Origin of the sequence: Acinetobacter dispersus (genome assembly GCF_009884975.1) — a bacterium.
GTDB lineage: Bacteria > Pseudomonadota > Gammaproteobacteria > Pseudomonadales > Moraxellaceae > Acinetobacter > Acinetobacter dispersus.
In genome coordinates, this window is record NZ_CP041970.1 from 3,233,595 (window position 1) to 3,255,370 (window position 21,776).

The following is a 21,776-nucleotide window of genomic DNA, read 5'->3' on the forward strand; positions in this document are numbered from 1 at the left end:
AGCTAAACATTTGTGTCCAACATTGCAGGCATCAAAATTTCTTTAACACAGCTTGCTTTACTGGTTGAAATAATAAAATGAATTGCCTGAATCACATCGGCTAAAGGGATAAGGGAATATTCGGTTTGTTCTAAAACGTCTTTAGTGGGTTTATCTATTTCATATCCGCTGGCAAGGTAGCCTAAGTTCAGTACACTGACCCCAATCAGGTGTTCACGCAAGATTTCTCGAAGGGATTGCGCAATGCCTCTTAACGCAAATTTAGTTGCGGAGAAAACAAGCTCTTTACCGTTATGATTATCAACAGCCCAAGTGGAACCGATGAGAATAATTTTGGCATTGTCGGAGAGTTTGAGATTTTCGATCAATGATTGAACCGACAGTATACAGGTGGTGATATTGGTATTGATGATTTGGTTGATTTCAGCAGCAGAAACATCTTCGAAATTATAATCATTGCTAAAAGCTTGTTGTTCCCAAATGCCGACATTGTAAATCAGCACATCAATTTTTTGCTGCCTAATTGTCGTCTTTATATCACTTACAGCTTGTTCAGATTTAGAAAGATCAGCACGAATCCAGTTTAAATTCGGCATTTCTTGTGGTTGGGTGCGAGATACACCATAGATGGTATCTGTTGGCTTTGGCACAGCTTGAACAATGGCTTTCCCTAGTCCCTTACTGACGCCGTATATGAGAAATGTTTTATTCAAGTTATCCATTTATCTATCCGTATTTTGTAGATTAAGGGACAACTATAAAAACTCAACTTAGATTGAGGTCAAGAGCTAAGTTTGGGCTATAAAAATATCTGAGGCTTGCTTATTTAATTTATTTGATTGGTTCTGGCTGATAATGGTTTAAAAAATAAAAATTACCAGCGAGCCGCTCCAGTGTACTGAACTCTAGAACGGCTTGCTGTTAAACTTAGATATTGGATGTTATTTTAGTTTAAGTACTTCCAACGAAATTTCTGCTGGTAAATTTCCTTTACCTTTTAATTCAGCTAATATTTTCAAGGCTTCTTTTTTATTCTTAACAAACCCATTTTTACCATGTAAATAATTAATAGCTAACATGAATTTAGCTAAGTCATTTCCATGTAAAGAGGCCTGTGCTAATAAATTATTCGCCTTTTTAATGTTTTTTTCGACACAAATTCCATTTCTATATAAAGTAGATAAGTTATATAAGGCATGCTTGTTTTGATTTTGGGCAGCCATTTTAAACATTTCTAAAGCCGAGCAATAGTTTATAGATGTATGTATCCCATAGAAATAGAAAAAACCGAGAGTATTTTGGGCGTCACTATTTCCTTCATTTGAAGCTTTGATATAGTAACGAATAACAGCTTTGTTTATCTTCTCTTGCTTAACTTTTTCTTGGTTTAAAAAGTAAAGTTGTGTAATTGAGTTAACATCATCAATACTTAACCTAATATTAGATAAGGGGATTGGATCATTCAATTTAACAAGTAAGTCTTGGTCCCATTGTTCTCTTTTTTCCCAAGGGAAGTTTACTTCATAGAAGTTGATAAAGGTATTGCCTATCCCTAAAGGGCCAAGTAATAAGCAAACAAGAGCATAAGAGTATATGAGCTTTTTAAAACTCATGAAGTTTGATGTAATTAAATTTCTGTCAATTTTATTCATTATTGCTAATGACATGAATATTACAGACAAGTTAAATAAGAATAGTGCAATCCATCTAATATAATCAAATGCTATTAAGGTTAGCGCCAACGGAGATGCTGAAAAAAACAAGATGAGAATAAACGTTTTTTTGTCTGTGCATTTTTTAATAAATAAAAGTACAGGTGAGCAAAATAGGAATGTAAAAAATATTTTTAAATATGCTTTGGTTTCAAAAAATGTTTGATAGTTTGTTACGAAATTTTCTTTTAAAGTCAGTAGCGACGTGCTGACAGCATAAGATTGAAAATGGTCGTAATACATAAAGGTTTTAATGATAGAGTTAACTTGGAATGGAGACATCTTTCCATAGATCACTACTGCTACTAATAGTAAAGCAGACTCTATCCCAATAAGGAAAATGTGACTTATTTTTCTATATTTCTGATAATATATAAATGCCAAAGTTGGAACAAAGAATATTAGCATCGCTTCATGCGTCAATGCCATTACGGGTAATGATAATAATATAAAAGCTAGAACAATGAAATTTTTTGAATTTTTTAATATGAGTAAAATAGAGGTGAGCAGAATAATTTGACCGACATGATCAAAACGAGATAATTCTCTTACCCATTGAGAGGTTAGAAAAGATAAACTAAAAATACATAATGAAAAAATGATAACATCTTTGTTTTCAAGTTTTAATTTTTTGAAGAAAACAAATGTAATTCTAGAAAAAAGATAGAATAGTATAAGTAATAAAATAATGGATACTAGGCGAACATGTCTATAAGTTGGATCCACCCCGAAAATGTTTAATATTTCACCAGGCAAAGCTCTTCTAACAAAACCATAGTCATAGCTAAATACCCATTGTGAGTATAAATAGTCATGCAACCTTATTGTAAAGTTAAAAGAATATATGTTGCTGTGGATGAAAATAATAACAATGAGGATTAATAAAGAATATAAAATAAATTTAATATTTTCTTTATTGCTTTTAATGAACATGTTCATAAACGCGCTACTAAAACTTAATTATGAAATAACTATTGGCTAGCTAATACTGGGAGGGTAGGCAAAGATTAGATTGGTGACTAAATTAACGTTTAATAAGTTATTAGTCCCAAGGTAATATTTGACTTATAACATGCTTGCTAAATAAGCAACGAAAACACCTACAACGATACCAGCTAAGATCTCAATCTTTGTATGTCCCATACGCTCTCTTAAATGCTGATACTCAGGCATATTTTTAGCTAAAAGATTGATGGCTGCAGCATGTTTGCCAACAGCACGTCTTAAGCTATTCGCATCTAAAAGCACAATAAATGAGAGGGTAAGCGCAACACCAAAAGCAGGTGTATCAATCCCTTCCTTAATGGCAATAAGCGCAGCCATACTGCTTACAATGGCACTATGATTACTTGGTAATCCACCATAGCCAATTAATCCAAAAGCCAATTTCTTGGCTTTAATTGAATTAATAAGAAATTTTAGACAGCCAGCAACTAGCCAAGCTAAAAATGGGGTAATAAGGTAAATATAATACGTCACAAAACAATCCAAAATAAAATTAGGCTGGCAATAATGTCCAGATACAACATGCGACCCATAAAACAACGGTTAATAATATTTGCCAGTCCTGAGCGATCACGTCAGTTGGAGATTCTCCACCTTTTAATGTTTCAACAATAAACCAGTAACGGAATAAGCCGAACATCACAAATGGAATAGTGATAATCAGTTGTGGTTGTACTTCCATCGTGTACAAGCTATAAAAAACAATGGCTGTAACGGCAGAGATGCCTGCAAAGCGGTCAATCAGACTGACTGAATAGTGTTCAAGTACACCACGCCCTTGCGAGCCACTTTGTATTAGTTCCTGACGACGTTTAATTGAAGCGAGATACAGTGAAATACTTAATGTCGTAATAAACATCCAGTGAGAAACTGGCACGGCAAGAGCTACAGCGCCTGCATACACTCGTAATACAAAACCAAAGGCTACAATGAAAATTTCAATAACGGGTTCATGTTTTAGTTTAAAGGTGTAGGCCCAATTCAGCAGTAAATATACCACGATCACGTAGATGAGCTTTGGCGCAACTAACCAAGCGAACCCTAAAGCAATATAAATCAAGGTTAATAAAATAATTGCACTTTGGGGACTCACTTGCCCCGAAGCTAAAGGTCGTTTCAATGACTTCTCAGGATGTGCCCGATCTTTTTCTATATCTTTTAAGTCATTAACAATATAGACCGCTGAGGCCGCTAGACAAAATAAAAATGCCGCAAATAATACGGAATAAATAGAGTCTAAATTTAGGAATTCGCCTGCAAAGATCAGAGGTGCGAAAACAAAGCTATTCTTAAGCCATTGTTTAGGTCTTATTAGTTTTATCAGTCCTGGGATTTCCGCTAGAAAAGACCGATTTTCTGCTATATCATACATTTTTTTTTCAGCGCTATTAAATATAAATGATGGACTCGATTAAGCTCGCGCTGCTTTATACAGCATTTGCTATAGTTGCTACGTTTTGCAATATTATAGCACAAGATATTTCCAGTTATATTTATGTTGGAAATTTTTATATTTTTATTTCAATTTTTGTCGGCACAGGTGTCGGTTTAATTGTTAAGTATATCTTAGATAAAAAGTATATTTTTAAATATAAAACACAGAATACTAAACATGATGGAAAGGTTTTTATGCTGTATACCATTATGGGTATCTTTACTACGATTATTTTCTGGGGTTTTGAGTTTGGCTTTCATGCAGCTTTTGGAACCAAAGAGATGCGTTACGTGGGTGGAATAATCGGTCTACTGATTGGCTATATTTGCAAATATTATTTAGATAAACATTTTGTGTTTCGTAAAGTTGAGGCATAAATGAAAACAATACAGGCTTGGGGTCGACTTTCTGACGCTGAACATCACGTTATCCCTTTAATAACACCTTCACAAGCATCCAAACAAATAAAACATGGCACGTTCCCAGGTATCGCTCATGGTATGGGACGTAGTTATGGTGATGTGGCATTAAATGGCAATGGCCTTTTATGGCTGACCACAGCCATGAATCATTTGATTTCTTTTGATTTAAATACTGGAATTTTGCACTGCGAAGCAGGTGCTACCTTACAAGATATTCACCGAACACTCATCCCACAAGGCTGGATGTTACCTGTAACCCCAGGCACGCAGATGATTACTGTCGGCGGGGCCATTGCAAATGATGTACATGGCAAAAACCACCATGCTTTTGGGTCTTTTGGTGACCACCTTCTGCAGATTAAGCTGATGCGGACTGATGGTGAAATTATTGAATGTTCAAAGACTGAAAGGGCTGATTGGTTCTATGCAACTGTAGGCGGGATTGGCCTAACAGGTATAATTTTAGAAGCAAAAATGCAATTACGTCCCGTGCAAAGTTCATGGATTGATTCAGAAACCATTCCTTATCACAATTTAGATGAGTTCTTTGCACTCTCTGACTCATCTGAAGCAGACTGGGAATATACTGTGTCCTGGATTGATTGTATGAATGGTGCGAATGCCAAAGGTCTTTTTTCACGGGGAAATTTGGCGAGTGCATCTACGCAAGCGGAACCTAAAATAAACGATAAAACATTTCCGATTACTCCTCCGATTTCCTTGGTGAATAAACTCAGTTTACCGGTCTTTAATTTTGCCTACTTTCACGGGAACTCGCTCAAAAGCCAACCGCAAAAAGTACATTACGAGCCATTCTTTTATCCATTAGATGCCATGCATGAATGGAACAAAATGTACGGACCGAAAGGTTTTTATCAATATCAAAGTGTGGTGCCGAACGAGATTGGCAAAGAAGTCACTCAAGATATGTTAAACGCCATTAAAAAATCAGGCGAAGGCTCATTTTTAGCGGTATTAAAAACATTTGGTGATCGTGAGTCTGGGGGGTTACTGAGCTTTCCAAAATCTGGTGTTACTTTGGCGTTGGATTTCCCTAATCGTGGTGAAAAAACCTTAAAACTGTTAAATGAATTGGATCATATTGTGCAGCAAGCACAAGGCCGCCTTTATTTAGCCAAAGATGCTCGTATGCCAAGGTCATTATTTGAAGCGGGTTATCCGCACTTGAATGAATTTTTAAAATATCGGGACCCAGGCATCAGCTCGGAAATGTCTCGTCGTCTATTAGGGGGTTAAATGTCAAATCAACCAAAAATCTTAATTGTAGGTGGAACCTCCGCTATTGCTGAACACTGCGCCAGACTCTGGCTTAAGCAGCAGCCTTGTGAAGTTATTCTGTTGGGTCGAGACCAAGACAAATTACAGCGTGTTGCGAATGATCTTAAAGTCCGTACCCCGCAGGCCAATATCCAATTACAGACCGTCGATTTTTTAAATGCTGCGGCAATTCAAGATTGTATTGATACCATCAATCAACAGGGAAAAATTGATATTGCCCTGATTGCGCATGGCAATTTACCTGATCAAGATCAATGTCAAAATGATCTAGTTCAATGTCAACAGGCAATTGAAGTCAATGCGTTGTCACCTGCGTTATTTACTGAAGTTATTGCCAAGCATATGATTGAACATAATCATGGGAAATTGGCAGTGATTGGTTCCGTAGCGGGTGATCGTGGTCGTAAATCGAATTATGTATACGGTGCATCAAAAGCGTTGCTTGATAAATATCTACAAGGATTACAACATCGCTTAGCCTTAACAGGTTCTCAAGTTACAGCGACTTTAATCAAGCCTGGTCCGACAGCGACCCCTATGACGGCTGGAATGTCTGGTAAAGGCAAGCTTGCTTCACCTGAGCAAGTTGCGAGTGATATTGTGCAAGGAATAGAGAAAGGTAAATTAACCATTTATACACCAGGTAAATGGGCAATCATTATGATGATTATTCGAAATTTACCGTTCTTTTTATTTAAGAAAATGGATATATAAATAATATGTATCAACTAAAAAGCCCAATCATCTATTGGGCTTTTTAGTTGATGTTTCTCTTAAATTTTGATGCAGTATTAGGTTTTATTTTTCCTCACACTTCTTACATTCCAACATTACCCCTAATTTCTCTTTCCGCCCTTGTTTGGTTAACACCCAAGGACGATTTTGCCACGGTGGATCATGACGGACGTGCTGCCCATGCCCACAGGCGAGATCAGCAACATAATGTCCTTCTTCATCGAGATGAAAACCGACAATCGCTTGCTGCATTTAATTTTCCAGACTTTCGAGTTTAGATTGTTCCAAACCCTTTAAAAAACGGTGACATAAGTTATGAATCGCCACTAGATCATTCGGGTCCATTCCCAACGAACAGGCAAGCTTAAAGGGAATGAGGGTAATTTCATCTTTTGCAGCCAGTGCTTTTTTCAGCAAGATTACTTTCTTCATCCGCTCATCTTCTTTGACCGCAACACGCTTTAAAAACTGCTTTTCTTCGAGTTTTTTAATAATCGGTGTCAGCGTTCCAGAATCAAAAAAAGTCTTTTGTCCAATCTCAGACAACATCACATTGTCCTGCTCATACAAAGCCAGCAATACAATAAATTGCGGATAGGTCAGATCATATTCCTGAAGCAAAGGGCGATATTGGCGAATCATCGCATTGGTCGCGGAATACATGGCAAAACACACTTGGTTATCCAAAAATGAAACTTCAGCCATGATGGTTTTTCCTCGACTCGATTGTTGAACATTCAGTATAAATTGGATTGCTTTAAAAGTACATTGTGCATAATTAACTTGCACGCAATATAATTGTGTGAAATATTAAATAGGCAAGCTGAATGATTCAGCAAACTATTTTGAGTACATCCATTATTGGATAGAAGAGAGAACACCTATGAGCAAGATTTATGATTTTCAGGCTGAATTGTTAGAAGGCGAACAAAAGAACTTCGCGGATTACCAAGGCAAAGTGTTATTGGTGGTGAATACCGCAAGCCAGTGTGGTCTAACACCACAATTTGAGGGTTTGGAGAAGTTATATCAGGACTATCAACAACAAGGGTTGGTGATTCTCGGTTTTCCATGTAATCAATTTGCCAACCAAGATCCATCGAGCAATGAAGAAATCGGCAGCTTCTGTCAGCGCAATTATGGCGTATCGTTCCCCATGTTTGCCAAGGTTGATGTAAATGGCCCAACCGCACATCCTTTATATCAATACCTCACCTCTGAAGCCAAGGGTCTGTTAGGTAGCAGCATTAAATGGAACTTCACTAAATTCCTGATCAATCAAAACGGTGACGTGGTCAAACGCTATGCCCCGATTACCAAACCTGAAAAAATTGCAAAAGATATTCAAAAGCTATTGGGATAAATAGGCTAAAAATGAGGAAGATGGAAATGACTGGTCTACGGTGCATCCACTGGTGATTTCCTCATCCGAAGCAAATTGAATCATAAAGCTGAACATTTTTAATATGTTGTAATTAATTGAACAAAATAGATTTTTTAATCTTTAAGATTTATACAACTTGTTTCACGATTGACCGCAAACTTCGCTATACTTTTTGCCAAGATTAAAAATACGAGCGTCAGATTATGCGTGTACTGGTCGTGATGGACCCGATTGAAACTGTGAATCTTAAAAAAGATTCAACTATGGCGATGTTATGGGCGGCAAGCCGTCGCGGACATGAATTGGGTTATGCATTACAACACGATTTATATATCGACCAAGGCAAAGCCTTTGGCCTGATCTCACCACTGAAAGTATTTGAAGACTATAACCATTATTATGAGTTGGGTGAAAAAAGAAAAGAATCTTTGGCGGATTACGATGTGGTGTTGATGCGTAAAGACCCGCCATTTGATATGAATTTTGTCTATACCACCTATATTTTGGAGCAGGCAGAGCGTGAAGGCGTATGGATTATTAACAAACCACAATCGCTACGTGACTGTAATGAAAAGCTGTTCGCGACCCAATTCCCTGAATTACAAGTACCCACTTTGGTAACCTCACAACAAAGCCTGATTCGTGAATTTATCAAAGAACATGGCGATGTGATTGTAAAACCATTAGATGGTATGGGTGGGATGGGGATTTTTCGTCTGTATCAAGATGGGGTAAACATTGGTTCAACTTTGGAAATGCTCACGGAAATGGGTACACGTCCAATTATGGCGCAACGTTATATCCCTGAAATTGTCGAAGGTGATAAACGCATCTTGATGGTCAATGGCGAGCCGATTCCGTATTGCTTGGCACGTATTCCGCAAAATGGCGAAGTGCGTGGTAACTTGGCGGCAGGTGGTTTAGGTCAAGCCCGTCCACTGACTGAAAATGATAAATTGATTGCGGCAAAAGTCGGCCCATTCCTGCGTGAAAAAGGTCTGGTATTTGTTGGTTTGGATGTGATTGGTAACTATGTGACTGAAATTAACGTGACCAGTCCAACCTGTATCCGTGAGATTGATGCACAATTTGGCACCTCGATTGCCGACGATCTTTTCGATGTTTTAGAAGCAGGTCGTAAAAAATAAAAAGTTGCATTTTTGACCGAATTGCCCGTTTGTATTGAATGAAAATTTGGATGCAAATGGGCATTTACATATCGGCAGTACCTTGTTTTTAACAAAGAATCGAAAAAAGCATAGCTTTCTGTTGTAAACAAGTGAAATTCGCTTTTCGTGAATGAAGCTTTAGGATTAAAATAACGCTCGAAAACAATAGACGATAACTTTCTTTTTTTGAGTTGAAGAATTAGACCGTGACCAATTCACCGCAGAACAAACCCAAACATGTCTTGATGATGGCCGCAGGTACTGGTGGGCATGTGTTTCCCGCGCTTGCTGTTGCCAAACAGCTGCAACAGGAAGGCTGCCAAGTCTCTTGGTTAGCGACGCCTACGGGAATGGAAAATCGGTTGCTCAAAGATCAAAATATTCCAATTTATCAAATTGATATTCAAGGTGTACGCGGCAATGGTTTAGTTCGTAAACTCAGTGCACCGTTTAAAATTTTAAAAGCCACGCTCAGCGCCATGCGCTATATGAAACAGCTCAAGATTGATGCTGTGGCGGGTTTTGGTGGTTATGTGGCAGGCCCAGGTGGTTTGGCTGCACGTTTGCTCGGTATTCCTGTGCTGATTCATGAGCAAAATGCGATTGCAGGGTTTACCAACACCCAATTGGCACGTATTGCCAAGACCGTGTGTCAGGCTTTTCCAAATACATTTGCAAACAGTGATAAAGTCGTGACCACAGGTAATCCTGTGCGTGCGGAGATTACTGCGATTTTAAATCCATCATGGCGCTATCAAACCCGTGAACAGGAACAATTGCCTATCAATCTTCTGATTGTTGGCGGTTCACTGGGTGCACAAGCATTGAATGAGCGTTTGCCTGAAGCTTTGAAAAAGGTCAATGTTCCGCTCAAGGTCTTCCATCAGTGTGGTCAAAACAAGCAAGATGCCACGCGTGCATTGTATCAAGGTGCACCTGCGAGTTTGGATATTCAAGTGGAACCCTTTATTCACGATATGGCAAAAGCCTATAGTGAAGCAGATTTGATTATCTGCCGTGCTGGCGCTTTAACAGTGACGGAAGTCGCAACCGCAGGTTTGGCGGCGATTTTTGTGCCTTTACCGATTGCGGTAGATGACCACCAAACGGCAAATGCGAAATTCTTGGCGAATGCTGGCGCAGCCAAGATTTGCCAGCAAGCAGACATGACACCTGCTGTTTTAGATGAGTTATTAGCGACCTTATTAAATCGTCAGCTACTCTCTGAAATGGCTGTAAAAGCACGTCAACAAGCGCAACCGAATGCAACTCAGCATGTGGTTGATCTGATTAAAAAATTGTAATTCGAGTTTATTTATGTCTCCTACAAATCCAAACCAAGCCAAAAAGCTGATTAAAGTGCCAGAAATGCGCCGTATTAAAAATATCCACTTTGTTGGTATTGGTGGTGCGGGGATGTGCGGTATTGCCGAAGTATTGAGTAACCAAGGTTATAAAATTTCAGGCTCAGACATTAAAGCGTCGAAAACCACGGCTCAACTCGAAGCGAATGGTATTAAAGTATTTATTGGTCATTCAGCTGACAATATTAAAAATGCCAATGTACTGGTGGTATCGACTGCGATTGATCCTGAAAACCCAGAAATTAAAGCAGCTATCGAACAACGTACGCCAATCGTGCGTCGTGCGGAAATGCTGGGTGAGTTGATGCGTTACCGTCACGGGATTGCGGTTGCGGGGACGCATGGTAAAACCACAACGACAAGCTTATTAACCACCATGTTGGCAGAAGAAAACCTTGATCCGACTTATGTGATTGGCGGTTTGCTGAATAGCACAGGTGTAAATGCTGCATTAGGCGAAAGCCGTTTTATCGTGGCGGAAGCGGATGAGTCAGATGCATCTTTCTTGTATTTGCAACCAATGGCTGCGATCGTGACCAATATCGATGCAGATCACATGGATACCTATGAAGGTAGCTTTGATAAGTTAAAAGATACCTTTATTCAGTTCTTACATAACCTGCCATTCTATGGTTTGGCTGTGGTCTGTGGCGATGATGCTAACATCCGTGAAATTCTTCCACGCGTGGGTCGTCCAGTGTTGACCTATGGTTTTGCTGAAGACAATGACATCCGTGCGGTGGATGTGGTGCAAGAAGGCATGCAGTCGCATTTTACTGTATTGCGTAAAGACCGTGAGCCATTGCGTGTCACTATCAATCAACCAGGTTTGCATAATGTCTTGAATGCATTGGCTGCGATTGGTGTAGCGACTGATGAAGGCGTGTCTGATGGCGCGATTTGCCGTGCCTTAGAAGGCTTTAGTGGTGTTGGTCGTCGCTTCCAAGTTCAGGGCGAATTTGAGGTTGATGAAGGATTGGTAAAATTGGTGGATGACTATGGTCACCATCCAAAAGAAGTTGAAGCAACCATTAAGGCAGCACGTGCCAGCCATCCAGACCGTCGTTTGGTAATGTTGTTCCAGCCGCACCGTTTTAGCCGTACCCGTGATTGTTTTGATGACTTTGTTGATGTGTTATCGCAAGTGGATCAGTTGTTATTACTGGAAGTTTATCCAGCAGGTGAAAAGCCGATTGTGGGCGCTGATAGTCGTGCTTTAGCGCGTAGTATTCGTCTACGTGGTGATGTTGAACCAATTTTGGTTGATCCAGTGGAAGGCAATTTACCGAACGTTTTACAAAAAGTGTTACAAGCAAATGACCTGTTATTAACACAAGGCGCGGGTAACGTTGGCGCAATTTCGGTAGAATTGGCTCAGCATCGCTTGTATGCCAAATAGTTTTAGAAAATCCCTCCCAGCCTCCCTTTGTTAAAGGGAGGAGTTCCCCTCTTTATGAAAGAGGGGGCAGGGGAGATTTAGAGAATTTAGAAAAGTTTTAAGGATATAAACGTGTCAAATGCTGCAAAATTCGGCAAAGTTGCTGTGTTGTTTGGTGGGAAGTCGGCTGAGCGTGCTGTGTCATTGGACAGCGGTCAAGCTGTTTTAGAGGCGTTATTACGTTCGGGCGTTCAGGCAGAAGCATTTGACCCACAAGATCGTAGTGTGACTGAATTGGTTGGTTATGATCGTGCTTTTATCGTATTGCATGGTCGTGGCGGTGAAGATGGCCAGATCCAAGGTGTATTGGAGTGGTTAAACCTTCCTTATACTGGTACGGGCGTACAAGGCTCAGCGATTGGTATGGATAAAGTTAAAACCAAGCAAATCTGGCAAGGCAGCGATTTACCTACCGCACCTTACCGTATTGTCACTAAAGATACCGATCTTGATGCAGTAATTGCTGAATTGGGCTTGCCAGTGATTATCAAACCTGTACATGAAGGCTCAAGTGTCGGCATGAGTAAGGTTGAGAAAGCGGAAGATTTTGCTGCGGCAATTGAAAAAGCGACTCAGCATGATGCGGTAGTCATGGCAGAAAAATGGATTACAGGTCGTGAATTCACCATTTCATTCTTGAATGGTCAGCCATTACCGGTGATTCGTTTACAGCCACCCGCAGATGTGGCGTTCTACGACTATGAAGCAAAGTATCAGCGTAATGATGTGGAATATGGGATTCCTTGCGGTCTAAGCGAATCAGAAGAGAAAAGCTTACAAGCATTGTGTTTACGTGCATTCCAAGCCGTTGGTGCAGAAGGTTGGGGGCGTATTGATGCGATGCAGGATGAGCAGGGCAACTTCTGGTTATTGGAAGTGAATACCGTTCCAGGAATGACCAGTCACTCGTTGGTGCCAAAAGCGGCGCAAGCAGTGGGTTATAACTTTGATCAGCTCTGTGTTGCGATTTTAGAGCAAACCTTAGCAACGTCGGCTTAAGATTTATGGCTCAGCTTCCTGCCTCTATGCGCCGTAAAACGCGCCCAGCCATTAGCTCGATTCACGAGAAACCGCCTTCGCCTAAACAAAAAATGGTGAATGCGGGCGGTTGGGTCTTGCTGGTGATTGCATTTGCTGTATTGGCGCTGGGTTTGTTTGGCTTATATAAAGTCATGACGGATGCACGTGTAGCGCAGTTGCAGGTGGTTGGGACCAATTCAGATGTTGAAAATCAACAGTTGATCAAATTTCTCAATCCAATTGTTAAAGATAATTATTTCACTTCTGATTTAGAACAGATTCGAGATCAAGCATTAAAAGTGTCTTGGGTTGATCGAGTGGTGGTGTCACGGGCTTGGCCAAATGCAATTCGGGTGCGGGTGATGCCGCGACATGCAATTGCGCGTTGGGGAACAGGGCGCTTGCTCAGTGACAATGGCGATGTATTTAGTGAGGCAGTGCCAACAGCACATCCAAACTTGCCGCTTTTACATGGGCCAGGCAGCCAATCCAAAATGATGATGCGTCGCTATAATGAAATTAATCAATTATTTCATCCAGCGAATTTGAGATTAAAAGAATTGTATTTAACCGAGCGTATGACTTGGTTCATGCAGTTTGATTCAGGCCTACGGATTATTGTGGACCAAGATCAAACCATGAATAAGTTGCAACGTTTAAGCCATTTGGCACAAACGGATTTAAAACCTGTATGGTCAAAAATCACGGCGATTGATTTGCGTTATCGGAATGGCTTGGCTATTCAGTGGAAAAATGCAGCTCCGCCAAAGATTGTCAACGGTCAGTTAGTTGTAACGATTGATGACACAAGCCTTGCAGGGGCAATTCAGGCAAAGCCATAATACGTGGCTTGAAAATAAAGGACAGTTGTCCTAAACAACACTAAAGATATGGTATTGAAGTAATGAGTGAAGCTGTTCCCTCAGTTGTTGCGATTGATATTGGGACCCATAAAGTCTCAGTTTTGATTGGTAAGATCCATGCACCAGATAAGATCCAAGTCATTGGCATGGCAACTGCTCGCAACCGAGGTATGGTTAAAGGCAAGATTGTTAGCTTAGACAAGGTGATTGCGGCGATTAAAAATGCGGTATCCGAAGCTGAGGATATGGCGGAATGTCGTATTCATAGTGCGTGGGTGTCGATTCCAAGTACAGAGTTACAAAGCTTTTATGCATCAGGTCGTACGCCTGTCGCTAACCACGATCATATTATTACGACAAATGAAGTGGTACGTGCTTTAGAGTTAGCCAAAGCCAGTCATGTATCGCCAGACTATTATCTGGCCAGTGCTGTACCTTTAGGCTTTGAGTTAGGTGATTCGGCTGAATGGGTGCAAAACCCAGTCAATATGTCAGCACATAGTATGACAGGGCATTATCAGCTGATGATGATGCCGATCAGCACCATGCAAAACCTTGATCGTGCCATGAAAGGGGCAAATATCGGGGTAGAAAAAATGGTGGTGTCTTGCTTGGCAACTGCTGAAGCCAGTCTACTCAAAGATGAAAAAGAATATGGCGTGTGTTTAGTTGATATTGGCGCAGGCATTACCAATATTGCGGTGTATTTAGATGGCCGTTTGGCTTTGGCGCGAACTTTGCCACGTGGTGGTGAAAATGTCACTCGTGATATTGCTGCTGTTTTGCAGACTACAACAGAAGAAGCTGAACGCATCAAGATTTTACATGGTTGTGTTGATTTAAGCGTCGTTAAGCCAGATCACATGATTCAAGTACAAGCGATTGATGGAACACAAACCATCAGTCGTATTGAACTTGCAGAAATCATCATTGCGCGTTATGAAGAAATCTTCACTTTAATTCGTGAAGAATTGGAACATAGCGGTGCGATTCATGGTCTCTATCATGGGGTGGTACTCACTGGCGATTCTTGTCAAATTGAAGGTATGGTGAATTTGGCGCGTCGTATGTTGGGTGTGTCTGCACATTTGGGCAATCCACCATTACAGGTGTATGCGGATGATCAACATTTACCAGCTTTGCGTCGTTCGATGTATGCCACAGTATCGGGCTTGTTGATGTTTAGCCAAAGTGATTTGCAAGATACCGTTGAAGAACCAGAAGAAGCAAGTGATCGTAGTTTTGTTGATCGTGTTGCCAATGGTTGGAATGCATTAAATAGCAAATTAAAGGCCATTTTTTAAGTTGTAGTTATTTTTGGGAAAATTTGTTAGGAAGTTGTTCTAAATCCGCCACTGTACTTGACAAGCTAGCGATTATTGAACAGCATCCTACACATCAGTTGTTTAAAAATCAGGGCAGTAACGGGCTGAAGTAACTGCCATTAATATTAGGAAATCTAAAGGTCATGGCCTCATTTGAATTTATAGAAGATGAACTAGACAATGGCAACGGTCAAGCCCGTTTCACAGTATTTGGTGTTGGTGGTGGTGGCGGTAATGCCGTGCAGCATATGGCGCAATCTGATATTCAAGGCGTAAAGTTCGTTTGTGCAAATACAGACAAACAAGCATTGGATAGCATGAATGCTCCATTCAAAATTCAATTGGGTGAACAAAGTACGCGTGGTTTAGGCGCAGGTGCGAATCCAGAAGTAGGCCAAATCGCAGCGGAAGAAAGCCGTGACGTGATCCGTCAGCACCTTGAAGGTACTGATATGGTATTCGTTACTGCCGGCATGGGCGGTGGTACAGGTACCGGTGCTGCACCAGTGGTGGCTGAAGTTGCCAAAGAAATGGGCATCTTGACTGTAGGTGTGGTGACTACACCATTCAACTTTGAAGGCCGTCGTCGTCAAAAGTCTGCTGAAAAAGGGATTGATGCTTTAGAAGCACACGTTGATTCATTAATCATCATTCCAAACCAACGCTTACTTAGTGTTTATGGCGATATTTCAATGAAAGATGCCTATAAAAAGGCAGATGATGTATTGTTGAACGCAGTGCGCAGTATTTTTGATCTTGTGGTCAATCGTGGTCACATTAACCTCGACTTTGCTGACTTGAAAACTGCAATGAGTACGCGTGGTTATGCGATGATGGGTGCTGGCTTGGGTCGCGGTGAAGATCGTGCTCGTCAAGCCGCTGAACAGGCGATCCGTAGCCCATTGCTTGATAATGTAAATATTATCAATGCAAAAGGTGTGTTGATCAACATCACGGGTGGTGATGACATTACCCTACGTGAAACTGAAATTATTACCGATGTCGTTAACCAAATCGTTGATTTGGATGAAGGTGAAATCTTCTATGGTACGGTATTCGATCCAGATGCACGTGATGAACTTCGTGTCACTGTGATTGCTACAGGTTTAACGCGTAATGCGAGTGAAGTTGATCAAAAACGTCGTGCCGTGACTTCGCATGCACCAGTTTCTCAATCTGCGCAACAATCAGTTGATGAAGATGATGTTCCAGCGATCAGCAAACGTGCAAATGTTGATGCTCCAGCGAGTGCAGCAGCGAATTCTACGCCACGTTCATCGCCAATGAGCATTCAAGACTATCTGAAAAATCAACAGCGTAAATAATAAAATCATATATTTAGAGAAAGGGGGCAATGAATTGCCCCCTTTTTTATTTTTTTAAAATGGCAAAATATGCTAAGTTATATCGGTTTTTGCAAATGAAGTTGGTATGGCATGTTGAAACAACGTACTCTCAAACGTGTGGTGAAAGCGAGCGGGATTGGTCTGCACAGTGGTCAGAAGGTGTTGATTAATTTTGTTCCACATCATATTGATGGAGGTATTGTCTTTCGCCGTATCGATTTAAATCCGCCTGTTGACATCCTTGCCAATGCTTTGTTGATCCAAGAAGCCTTTATGTGCTCGAACTTGGTTCGTGAAGATATCAAGGTTGGTACCATTGAGCACGTGATGAGTGCGATTGCGGGATTAGGCATCGACAATCTGATTGTTGAAGTGTCTGCCTCTGAAGTGCCGATCATGGATGGTAGTGCAGGGCCTTTTATCTATTTACTGATGCAAGGTGAACTGGCGGAGCAAGATGCGCCAAAGAAGTTTATTCGTATTTTAAAGCCTGTAGAGGCTTTAATTGACGACAAAAAAGCAATTTTCTCTCCACATTCTGGCTTCCAACTCAACTTTACCATCGACTTTGACCACCCTGCATTTGCCAAAGAATACCAGTCAGCAACCATCGATTTTTCTACAGAAACCTTCGTCTATGAAGTCAGTGAAGCAAGAACCTTTGGCTTTATGAAAGATTTGGACTATTTGAAAGCCAATAATTTGGCGCTAGGTGCGAGTCTGGAAAATGCGATTGGTGTCGATGACACAGGTGTGGTGAATGAGGAAGGTTTGCGCTTTGCTGATGAGTTTGTGCGCCACAAAATTCTAGATGCTGTGGGTGACTTGTATTTGCTTGGACATCAAGTTATTGCCAAGTTTGATGGTTATAAATCAGGGCATGCGCTGAATAATCAGTTATTACGCAATGTTCAAAATGATCCAAGCAGCTATGAAATTGTAACATTTAATAACGAGAGTGATTGTCCAATTCCTTATGTAAGTGTGACATAAGTCATTGTCTTTTATTGCCTATGTTATGTTATAACAATTGAATCTGAGATTTCTGTCACATAAAAATAGTGTGTATTCCAACACTTAATCTATGCAGTTTACTTTTTATTGCTTGCCAAACGTAGTAAAGCTTGGCTAAGCTTAGGGTCGCTCACATATTCAGCGGCGCTGCGTAATAGCTCTTGGGTCTCTGATGTCAGTGTTTTTGTTGGGGGAGAGGGTTCACGAGAGACAACATTTTTGTTTCTTAAGCGAACTTGGATTTTTCGTAATTCCTTGAGTCCTTCGAGCTGAGCTAACTGCGCAACATAGTGGCTTTGTAAGTAACTGAGTTGACTAATCATTGCTTGATTTTCACCCGTTAGGATCAAAACACCCTGTTGATAACAAACAACTTGCCATTGCTCTGGTTGGGGCAATAACGGTTGAATAATTTTCGTAAGTTGTTTCCATTGTGTCACTTGCGTCGTCAGAAGCGTTAAGTTTCCAGTTTTTATATGTTGTCCTTTCTGTTGGAAAACGTTGTTAGGTTCAGACATGTGGCTTCCTCGGAGGTAATGTGTCCATCTTAAGCGTTTGGTTCAGCTGTTATCAAGGAACAGATGATAAAGGAACGTTTGAAGGACGGTTTCAAGAGGTTTTTATGCATCATACGCGTCGTATTTTACTCGCATTTTCATTAGCTGCTTCAGCTGCTTCGGTTGCTTTCGCAGATTATCAGAACATTGGTCAGACGACAGGCGATGACCGCTTAGAGCAATTATCAAAAACCTTAGCTCAAGGTTCTTATACTCATTCAGCTGATATGGATTTGCCAGCTGTATCGAATGTGTCAGTTAAATTACGCGAAAAAACCATTGAATTGAATAATGCGACGATCGAGAAGAAATATGGTCGTTCAGCGATTTCATCTCAAGACAACGCACCTTCATTCTCTGCAAACACAGGTTATTCTTGGCTCGTTAGCCATCCGCTACAAGAAGGTCGTGTAAGTTCTTCTTGGGGGAATCGTACGCTACTTGGCTCTACTCGCCACCATTCAGGTGTTGATCTTGCTGCACCATCAGGTACACCAATTTATGCAACAGGCCCTGGCGTTGTAACAAAGTCAGGTTGGGGTACGGGTTATGGTCAATATGTTGAAATTGATCATGGCAATGGTTATATCACCCGTTATGCACATGCTTCACGTTTAATCGTGAGTGCAGGTGACCGTGTTGGTGCAGGTGAACATATTGCAAATGTGGGTTGTACAGGTCGTTGTACTGGACCACATTTACACTTTGAAGTTGTAAAAGATGGTCAACGTAAAAATCCATCAACTTATTTAGCAATGTTGCCTTAATGTAATTTGTTAACAGTTGTATATAAATATTCAAAAAATCGCCTTTATTGGCGATTTTTTATGTGTTTTGTTTCATTTAGGTCAATGACTATTTTGTCAGAAAATAATAAGGCGTTTTGCATTCATCTGGGGCAATAGTTCTATCACAGCAAAACATGATAAAAATAGGGTCGACAAATAACTTAAGGGAAAAGGTGAATTGTATGGCGTTTTATGGCGACTCTGACGCGCAAGAAACCCAAGAATGGCAAGAAGCATTTGATTCAGTATTACAACATATGGGCACGGAACGTGCTGCCTTCTTACTAGAAAAACTCTATCAACGGGCAATTGCGAAACATGTGCCAATCCAGCGCTTAAATACACCTTACCTCAACACCATTTCAGTTGAAGAACAACCAGCAATGCCTGGCGATCAGGATATGGAACGCCGTATCCGTGCCTTGATCCGCTGGAATGCATTGGCGATGGTATTACGTGCCAATAAAACGGGTGACGATCTTGGTGGTCACCTTGCAAGTTTCGCATCGTCTGCAACATTGTACGACGTTGGTTTTAACCATTTCTTCCGCGCAAACAGCAATAACTTTGGCGGTGACATGATTTATTACCAAGGCCACTGTGCGCCTGGTATTTATGCGCGTTCTTTCCTTGAAGGACGTTTAAATGAAGAGCAATTAAGTAATTTCCGCCGCGAAGTTGGCGGTAATGGTTTACCAAGCTATCCACATCCCTATTTAATGCCTGACTATTGGCAGTTCCCTACCGTATCGATGGGGCTTGGTCCAATCATGTCGATTTATCAAGCGCACATTCAAAAATATTTGATGAATCGTGGCTTGATCAAAGAAGAAGATCGTAAAGTCTGGGCTTATCTGGGCGATGGTGAAATGGATGAGCCAGAAAGTACGGGTGCAATTTCACTTGCTGGTCGTGAAAAGCTTGATAACCTGATTTGGGTTGTGAACTGTAACTTACAGCGCCTCGATGGTCCTGTACGTGGTAACGGTAAAATTATTCAAGAATTAGAATCTTTATTCCGTGGTGCGGGCTGGCGTGTCATTAAAGTGGTGTGGGGTCGTCATTGGGACCCACTACTTGCGCAAGATAGTTCGGGCGCTTTAAAAGCAGTAATGGAAGAAACAGTTGATGGTGAGTACCAACGCTATCAAGTGAAAGGCGGCGCATATACACGTGAGAAATTCTTTGGCAAGTACCCAGAAGCTGCGGAACTTGTAAAAGATTTAAGCGATGAAGACATCGACAATCTTAACCGTGGTGGTCATGACCCGTACAAAGTTTTTGCTGCCTATGCAGAAGCAATGAAAGCCAAAGGTCAACCAACCGTTATTCTTGCGAAAACAGTTAAAGGTTATGGTTTATCTGAAGAAATTGAAGCGGTGAACAAAACTCACCAAATCAAAAAAATGCAGATCGACTCTTTGAAATATGTACGTGACCGTTTTAACCTGCCATTTACAGATGATAAATTAGAAGAACTTCCATTCTACCGCCCAAGTGAAAACTCTCCAGAAATGAAGTATATGAAGGCGCGTCGTGAGGCATTAGGTGGCTACCTGCCTGCACGTCGTCGTGAGAGTGAAACTTTAGCGATTCCTGAATTATCAGTATTTGATGCGGTATTAAATGGTTCGGGTGGTAAAGAGCAATCGACCACGATGCTGATGGTGCGTTTAATTGCTGCTTTACTGAAAGAAAAAGCAATTAAAGACCGCGTAGTTCCTATCGTTCCAGACGAAGCACGTACTTTTGGTTTAGAAGGGATGTTCCGTCAGCTTGGTATTTATGCGGCTCACGGTCAAAAATATACCCCAGAAGACCAAGAACAGTTAATGCATTACCGTGAAGCAAGTGACGGTCACATGTTGCAAGAAGGAATTAACGAAGCGGGTGCGATGAGTGCTTGGGCTGCGTTGGCAACCAGTTATTCAACCAATAACTTGCCAATGATTCCAATGTACATGTACTACTCAATGTTTGGTTTCCAACGTATTGGCGACATTGCATGGGCTGCTGGTGATGCACAGGCACAAGGTTTCTTACTCGGTGCGACTGCTGGCCGTACTACATTGAACGGTGAAGGTTTACAGCACCAAGATGGTCATTCACATATCTTGGCGAACACAATTCCAAACTGTGTATCTTATGATCCATGTTTTGGTTATGAATTGGCTGTGATCGTACACGACGGTTTACAACGTATGTATGTGAACCAAGAGCGTGTGTTCTATTACCTCACTGTAATGAACGAAAACTACGAGCATCCTGCAATGCCAGAAGGCGCTGAGGAAGGCATTAAACGTGGTATGTACTTGTTCGAAAAAGATGAAAAAGCAACGGTTCAATTACTTGGTTCAGGCGTCATTCTGCGTGAAGTGATTAAAGCTGCGAAAATCTTACGTGATGAATACCAGATCCACTCAAACGTTTGGAGCGTAACAAGCTTCAATGAATTGTCGCGTGATGGTATGGCATGTGAAGAATACAACCGTTTACACCCGCTTACTGAAGACGTGAAAGAATCTTGGGTATCTAAACAGTTACGTGGAACTGAAGGTATTGTCGTTTCTGCGACAGACCATATGCGTGCGTATAGCGAACAAATTCGCGCATATCTTCCAGATGGTCGTCCATTTGTTGCATTAGGTACTGATGGTTACGGTCGTTCAGATACTCGTGCGAACTTACGTAGTTTCTTTGGTGTTGATGCTGCACATATCGTGGTTGCGACATTGAAAAAATTAGCGGATGAAGGCGAAGTTGAAAATCGTTTGGTCAAAGATGCAATTTCTAACTTTGAGTTAGATACGGACCGTCCAGTTGCATGGGCGCCACAAGCGCATCCAGAAGTTCAGGCAGTTGCTGAATACAATGAAGCGCAAACAGGTGAGGGGAAATAA

General features: G+C 41.0%; 21 protein-coding genes. 14 read left to right on the forward strand and 7 right to left on the reverse strand.

All coding sequences use genetic code 11. The features are described 5' to 3' along the window. Window positions 1–2: 2 nt before the first annotated feature. The 4 genes from FPL17_RS14875 to FPL17_RS14890 all read right to left on the reverse strand — a co-directional run bounded on the left by FPL17_RS14875 (window position 3) and on the right by FPL17_RS14890 (window position 4,089). Window positions 3–722: an SDR family NAD(P)-dependent oxidoreductase gene (locus tag FPL17_RS14875; RefSeq protein ID WP_159885862.1), complete on the reverse strand. Its 720-nt coding sequence runs from the start codon at window positions 720–722 to the stop codon at window positions 3–5. 219 nt (window positions 723–941) lie between these two features. Beyond that, entirely contained in the window at window positions 942–2,651 is a 1,710-nt protein-coding gene (locus tag FPL17_RS14880) for a tetratricopeptide repeat protein (RefSeq protein ID WP_151715404.1), read from the reverse strand. A 126-nt stretch (window positions 2,652–2,777) separates the two neighbouring features. Beyond that, entirely contained in the window at window positions 2,778–3,191 is a 414-nt protein-coding gene (locus FPL17_RS14885; protein WP_159885864.1) for a divergent PAP2 family protein, read from the reverse strand. Between the two features lie 19 nt (window positions 3,192–3,210). Beyond that, window positions 3,211–4,089 (reverse strand): decaprenyl-phosphate phosphoribosyltransferase, encoded by an 879-nt coding sequence (locus FPL17_RS14890; RefSeq protein ID WP_159885866.1) that lies wholly within the window; start codon window positions 4,087–4,089, stop codon window positions 3,211–3,213. A 26-nt stretch (window positions 4,090–4,115) separates the two neighbouring features. Between FPL17_RS14890 and FPL17_RS14895 the strand changes: the two genes are divergently transcribed. From FPL17_RS14895 to FPL17_RS14905, 3 genes are read left to right on the forward strand one after another with little or no spacing between them, the layout of a single operon-like run. Then, on the forward strand, window positions 4,116–4,529 hold the full coding sequence (locus FPL17_RS14895) for a GtrA family protein (RefSeq protein ID WP_159885868.1): 414 nt from the start codon (window positions 4,116–4,118) through the stop codon (window positions 4,527–4,529). After that, window positions 4,530–5,831, forward strand: a complete 1,302-nt coding sequence (locus FPL17_RS14900) for an FAD-binding oxidoreductase (protein WP_159885870.1) — start codon at window positions 4,530–4,532, stop codon at window positions 5,829–5,831. After that, a complete protein-coding gene (locus FPL17_RS14905) occupies window positions 5,832–6,587 on the forward strand; it encodes an SDR family NAD(P)-dependent oxidoreductase (protein ID WP_159885872.1) in 756 nt (251 codons plus the stop codon). An 84-nt stretch (window positions 6,588–6,671) separates the two neighbouring features. Here the strand turns inward: FPL17_RS14905 and FPL17_RS14910 are convergent, their stop codons facing one another. Both FPL17_RS14910 and FPL17_RS14915 read right to left on the reverse strand, forming a co-directional pair. Continuing rightward, window positions 6,672–6,860, reverse strand: coding sequence for a DUF3565 domain-containing protein (locus tag FPL17_RS14910; protein WP_159885874.1), 189 nt, complete (start codon window positions 6,858–6,860; stop codon window positions 6,672–6,674). Continuing rightward, entirely contained in the window at window positions 6,861–7,313 is a 453-nt protein-coding gene (locus FPL17_RS14915; RefSeq protein WP_159885876.1) for a MarR family winged helix-turn-helix transcriptional regulator, read from the reverse strand. It abuts the gene before it with no gap. A gap of 178 nt (window positions 7,314–7,491) precedes the next feature. Here FPL17_RS14915 and FPL17_RS14920 point away from each other — a divergent pair, with 178 nt between their 5' ends. The 9 genes from FPL17_RS14920 to lpxC all read left to right on the forward strand — a co-directional run bounded on the left by FPL17_RS14920 (window position 7,492) and on the right by lpxC (window position 17,510). Next, entirely contained in the window at window positions 7,492–7,971 is a 480-nt protein-coding gene (locus FPL17_RS14920; RefSeq protein ID WP_151715411.1) for a glutathione peroxidase, read from the forward strand. Window positions 7,972–8,195: 224 nt separating this feature from the next. Further along, window positions 8,196–9,140 carry a glutathione synthase gene (gene gshB, locus FPL17_RS14925; protein WP_159885878.1) on the forward strand — a complete coding sequence of 315 codons (945 nt, stop codon included), beginning with the start codon at window positions 8,196–8,198 and terminating at the stop codon, window positions 9,138–9,140. 227 nt (window positions 9,141–9,367) lie between these two features. Continuing rightward, window positions 9,368–10,465 (forward strand): undecaprenyldiphospho-muramoylpentapeptide beta-N-acetylglucosaminyltransferase, encoded by a 1,098-nt coding sequence (gene murG / locus FPL17_RS14930; protein ID WP_032864351.1) that lies wholly within the window; start codon window positions 9,368–9,370, stop codon window positions 10,463–10,465. A gap of 13 nt (window positions 10,466–10,478) precedes the next feature. Further along, entirely contained in the window at window positions 10,479–11,924 is a 1,446-nt protein-coding gene (murC, locus tag FPL17_RS14935) for a UDP-N-acetylmuramate--L-alanine ligase (protein ID WP_159885880.1), read from the forward strand. A gap of 111 nt (window positions 11,925–12,035) precedes the next feature. Beyond that, complete coding sequence (locus FPL17_RS14940; protein ID WP_005201595.1) at window positions 12,036–12,962, forward strand: D-alanine--D-alanine ligase; 927 nt, start codon at window positions 12,036–12,038, stop codon at window positions 12,960–12,962. Window positions 12,963–12,967: 5 nt separating this feature from the next. Next, window positions 12,968–13,825, forward strand: a complete 858-nt coding sequence (locus FPL17_RS14945; RefSeq protein WP_159885882.1) for a cell division protein FtsQ/DivIB — start codon at window positions 12,968–12,970, stop codon at window positions 13,823–13,825. 62 nt (window positions 13,826–13,887) lie between these two features. After that, entirely contained in the window at window positions 13,888–15,150 is a 1,263-nt protein-coding gene (gene ftsA, locus FPL17_RS14950; protein ID WP_005185883.1) for a cell division protein FtsA, read from the forward strand. Between the two features lie 164 nt (window positions 15,151–15,314). Beyond that, a complete protein-coding gene (gene ftsZ / locus FPL17_RS14955; RefSeq protein WP_005185882.1) occupies window positions 15,315–16,496 on the forward strand; it encodes a cell division protein FtsZ in 1,182 nt (393 codons plus the stop codon). 111 nt (window positions 16,497–16,607) lie between these two features. Continuing rightward, window positions 16,608–17,510 carry a UDP-3-O-acyl-N-acetylglucosamine deacetylase gene (lpxC, locus tag FPL17_RS14960; protein ID WP_005209471.1) on the forward strand — a complete coding sequence of 301 codons (903 nt, stop codon included), beginning with the start codon at window positions 16,608–16,610 and terminating at the stop codon, window positions 17,508–17,510. A 98-nt stretch (window positions 17,511–17,608) separates the two neighbouring features. Here the strand turns inward: lpxC and FPL17_RS14965 are convergent, their stop codons facing one another. Then, window positions 17,609–18,049: a DciA family protein gene (locus FPL17_RS14965; RefSeq protein ID WP_159885884.1), complete on the reverse strand. Its 441-nt coding sequence runs from the start codon at window positions 18,047–18,049 to the stop codon at window positions 17,609–17,611. 104 nt (window positions 18,050–18,153) lie between these two features. On the opposite strand from FPL17_RS14965, the gene FPL17_RS14970 reads away from it, so the two are divergent. Together FPL17_RS14970 and aceE are read left to right on the forward strand one after the other, a co-directional pair. Then, complete coding sequence (locus FPL17_RS14970; RefSeq protein ID WP_005185870.1) at window positions 18,154–18,855, forward strand: M23 family metallopeptidase; 702 nt, start codon at window positions 18,154–18,156, stop codon at window positions 18,853–18,855. Between the two features lie 203 nt (window positions 18,856–19,058). Beyond that, the gene (gene aceE / locus FPL17_RS14975) at window positions 19,059–21,776 is read left to right on the forward strand and encodes a pyruvate dehydrogenase (acetyl-transferring), homodimeric type (RefSeq protein ID WP_005185866.1); all 2,718 of its coding nucleotides are present in this window, start codon (window positions 19,059–19,061) and stop codon (window positions 21,774–21,776) included.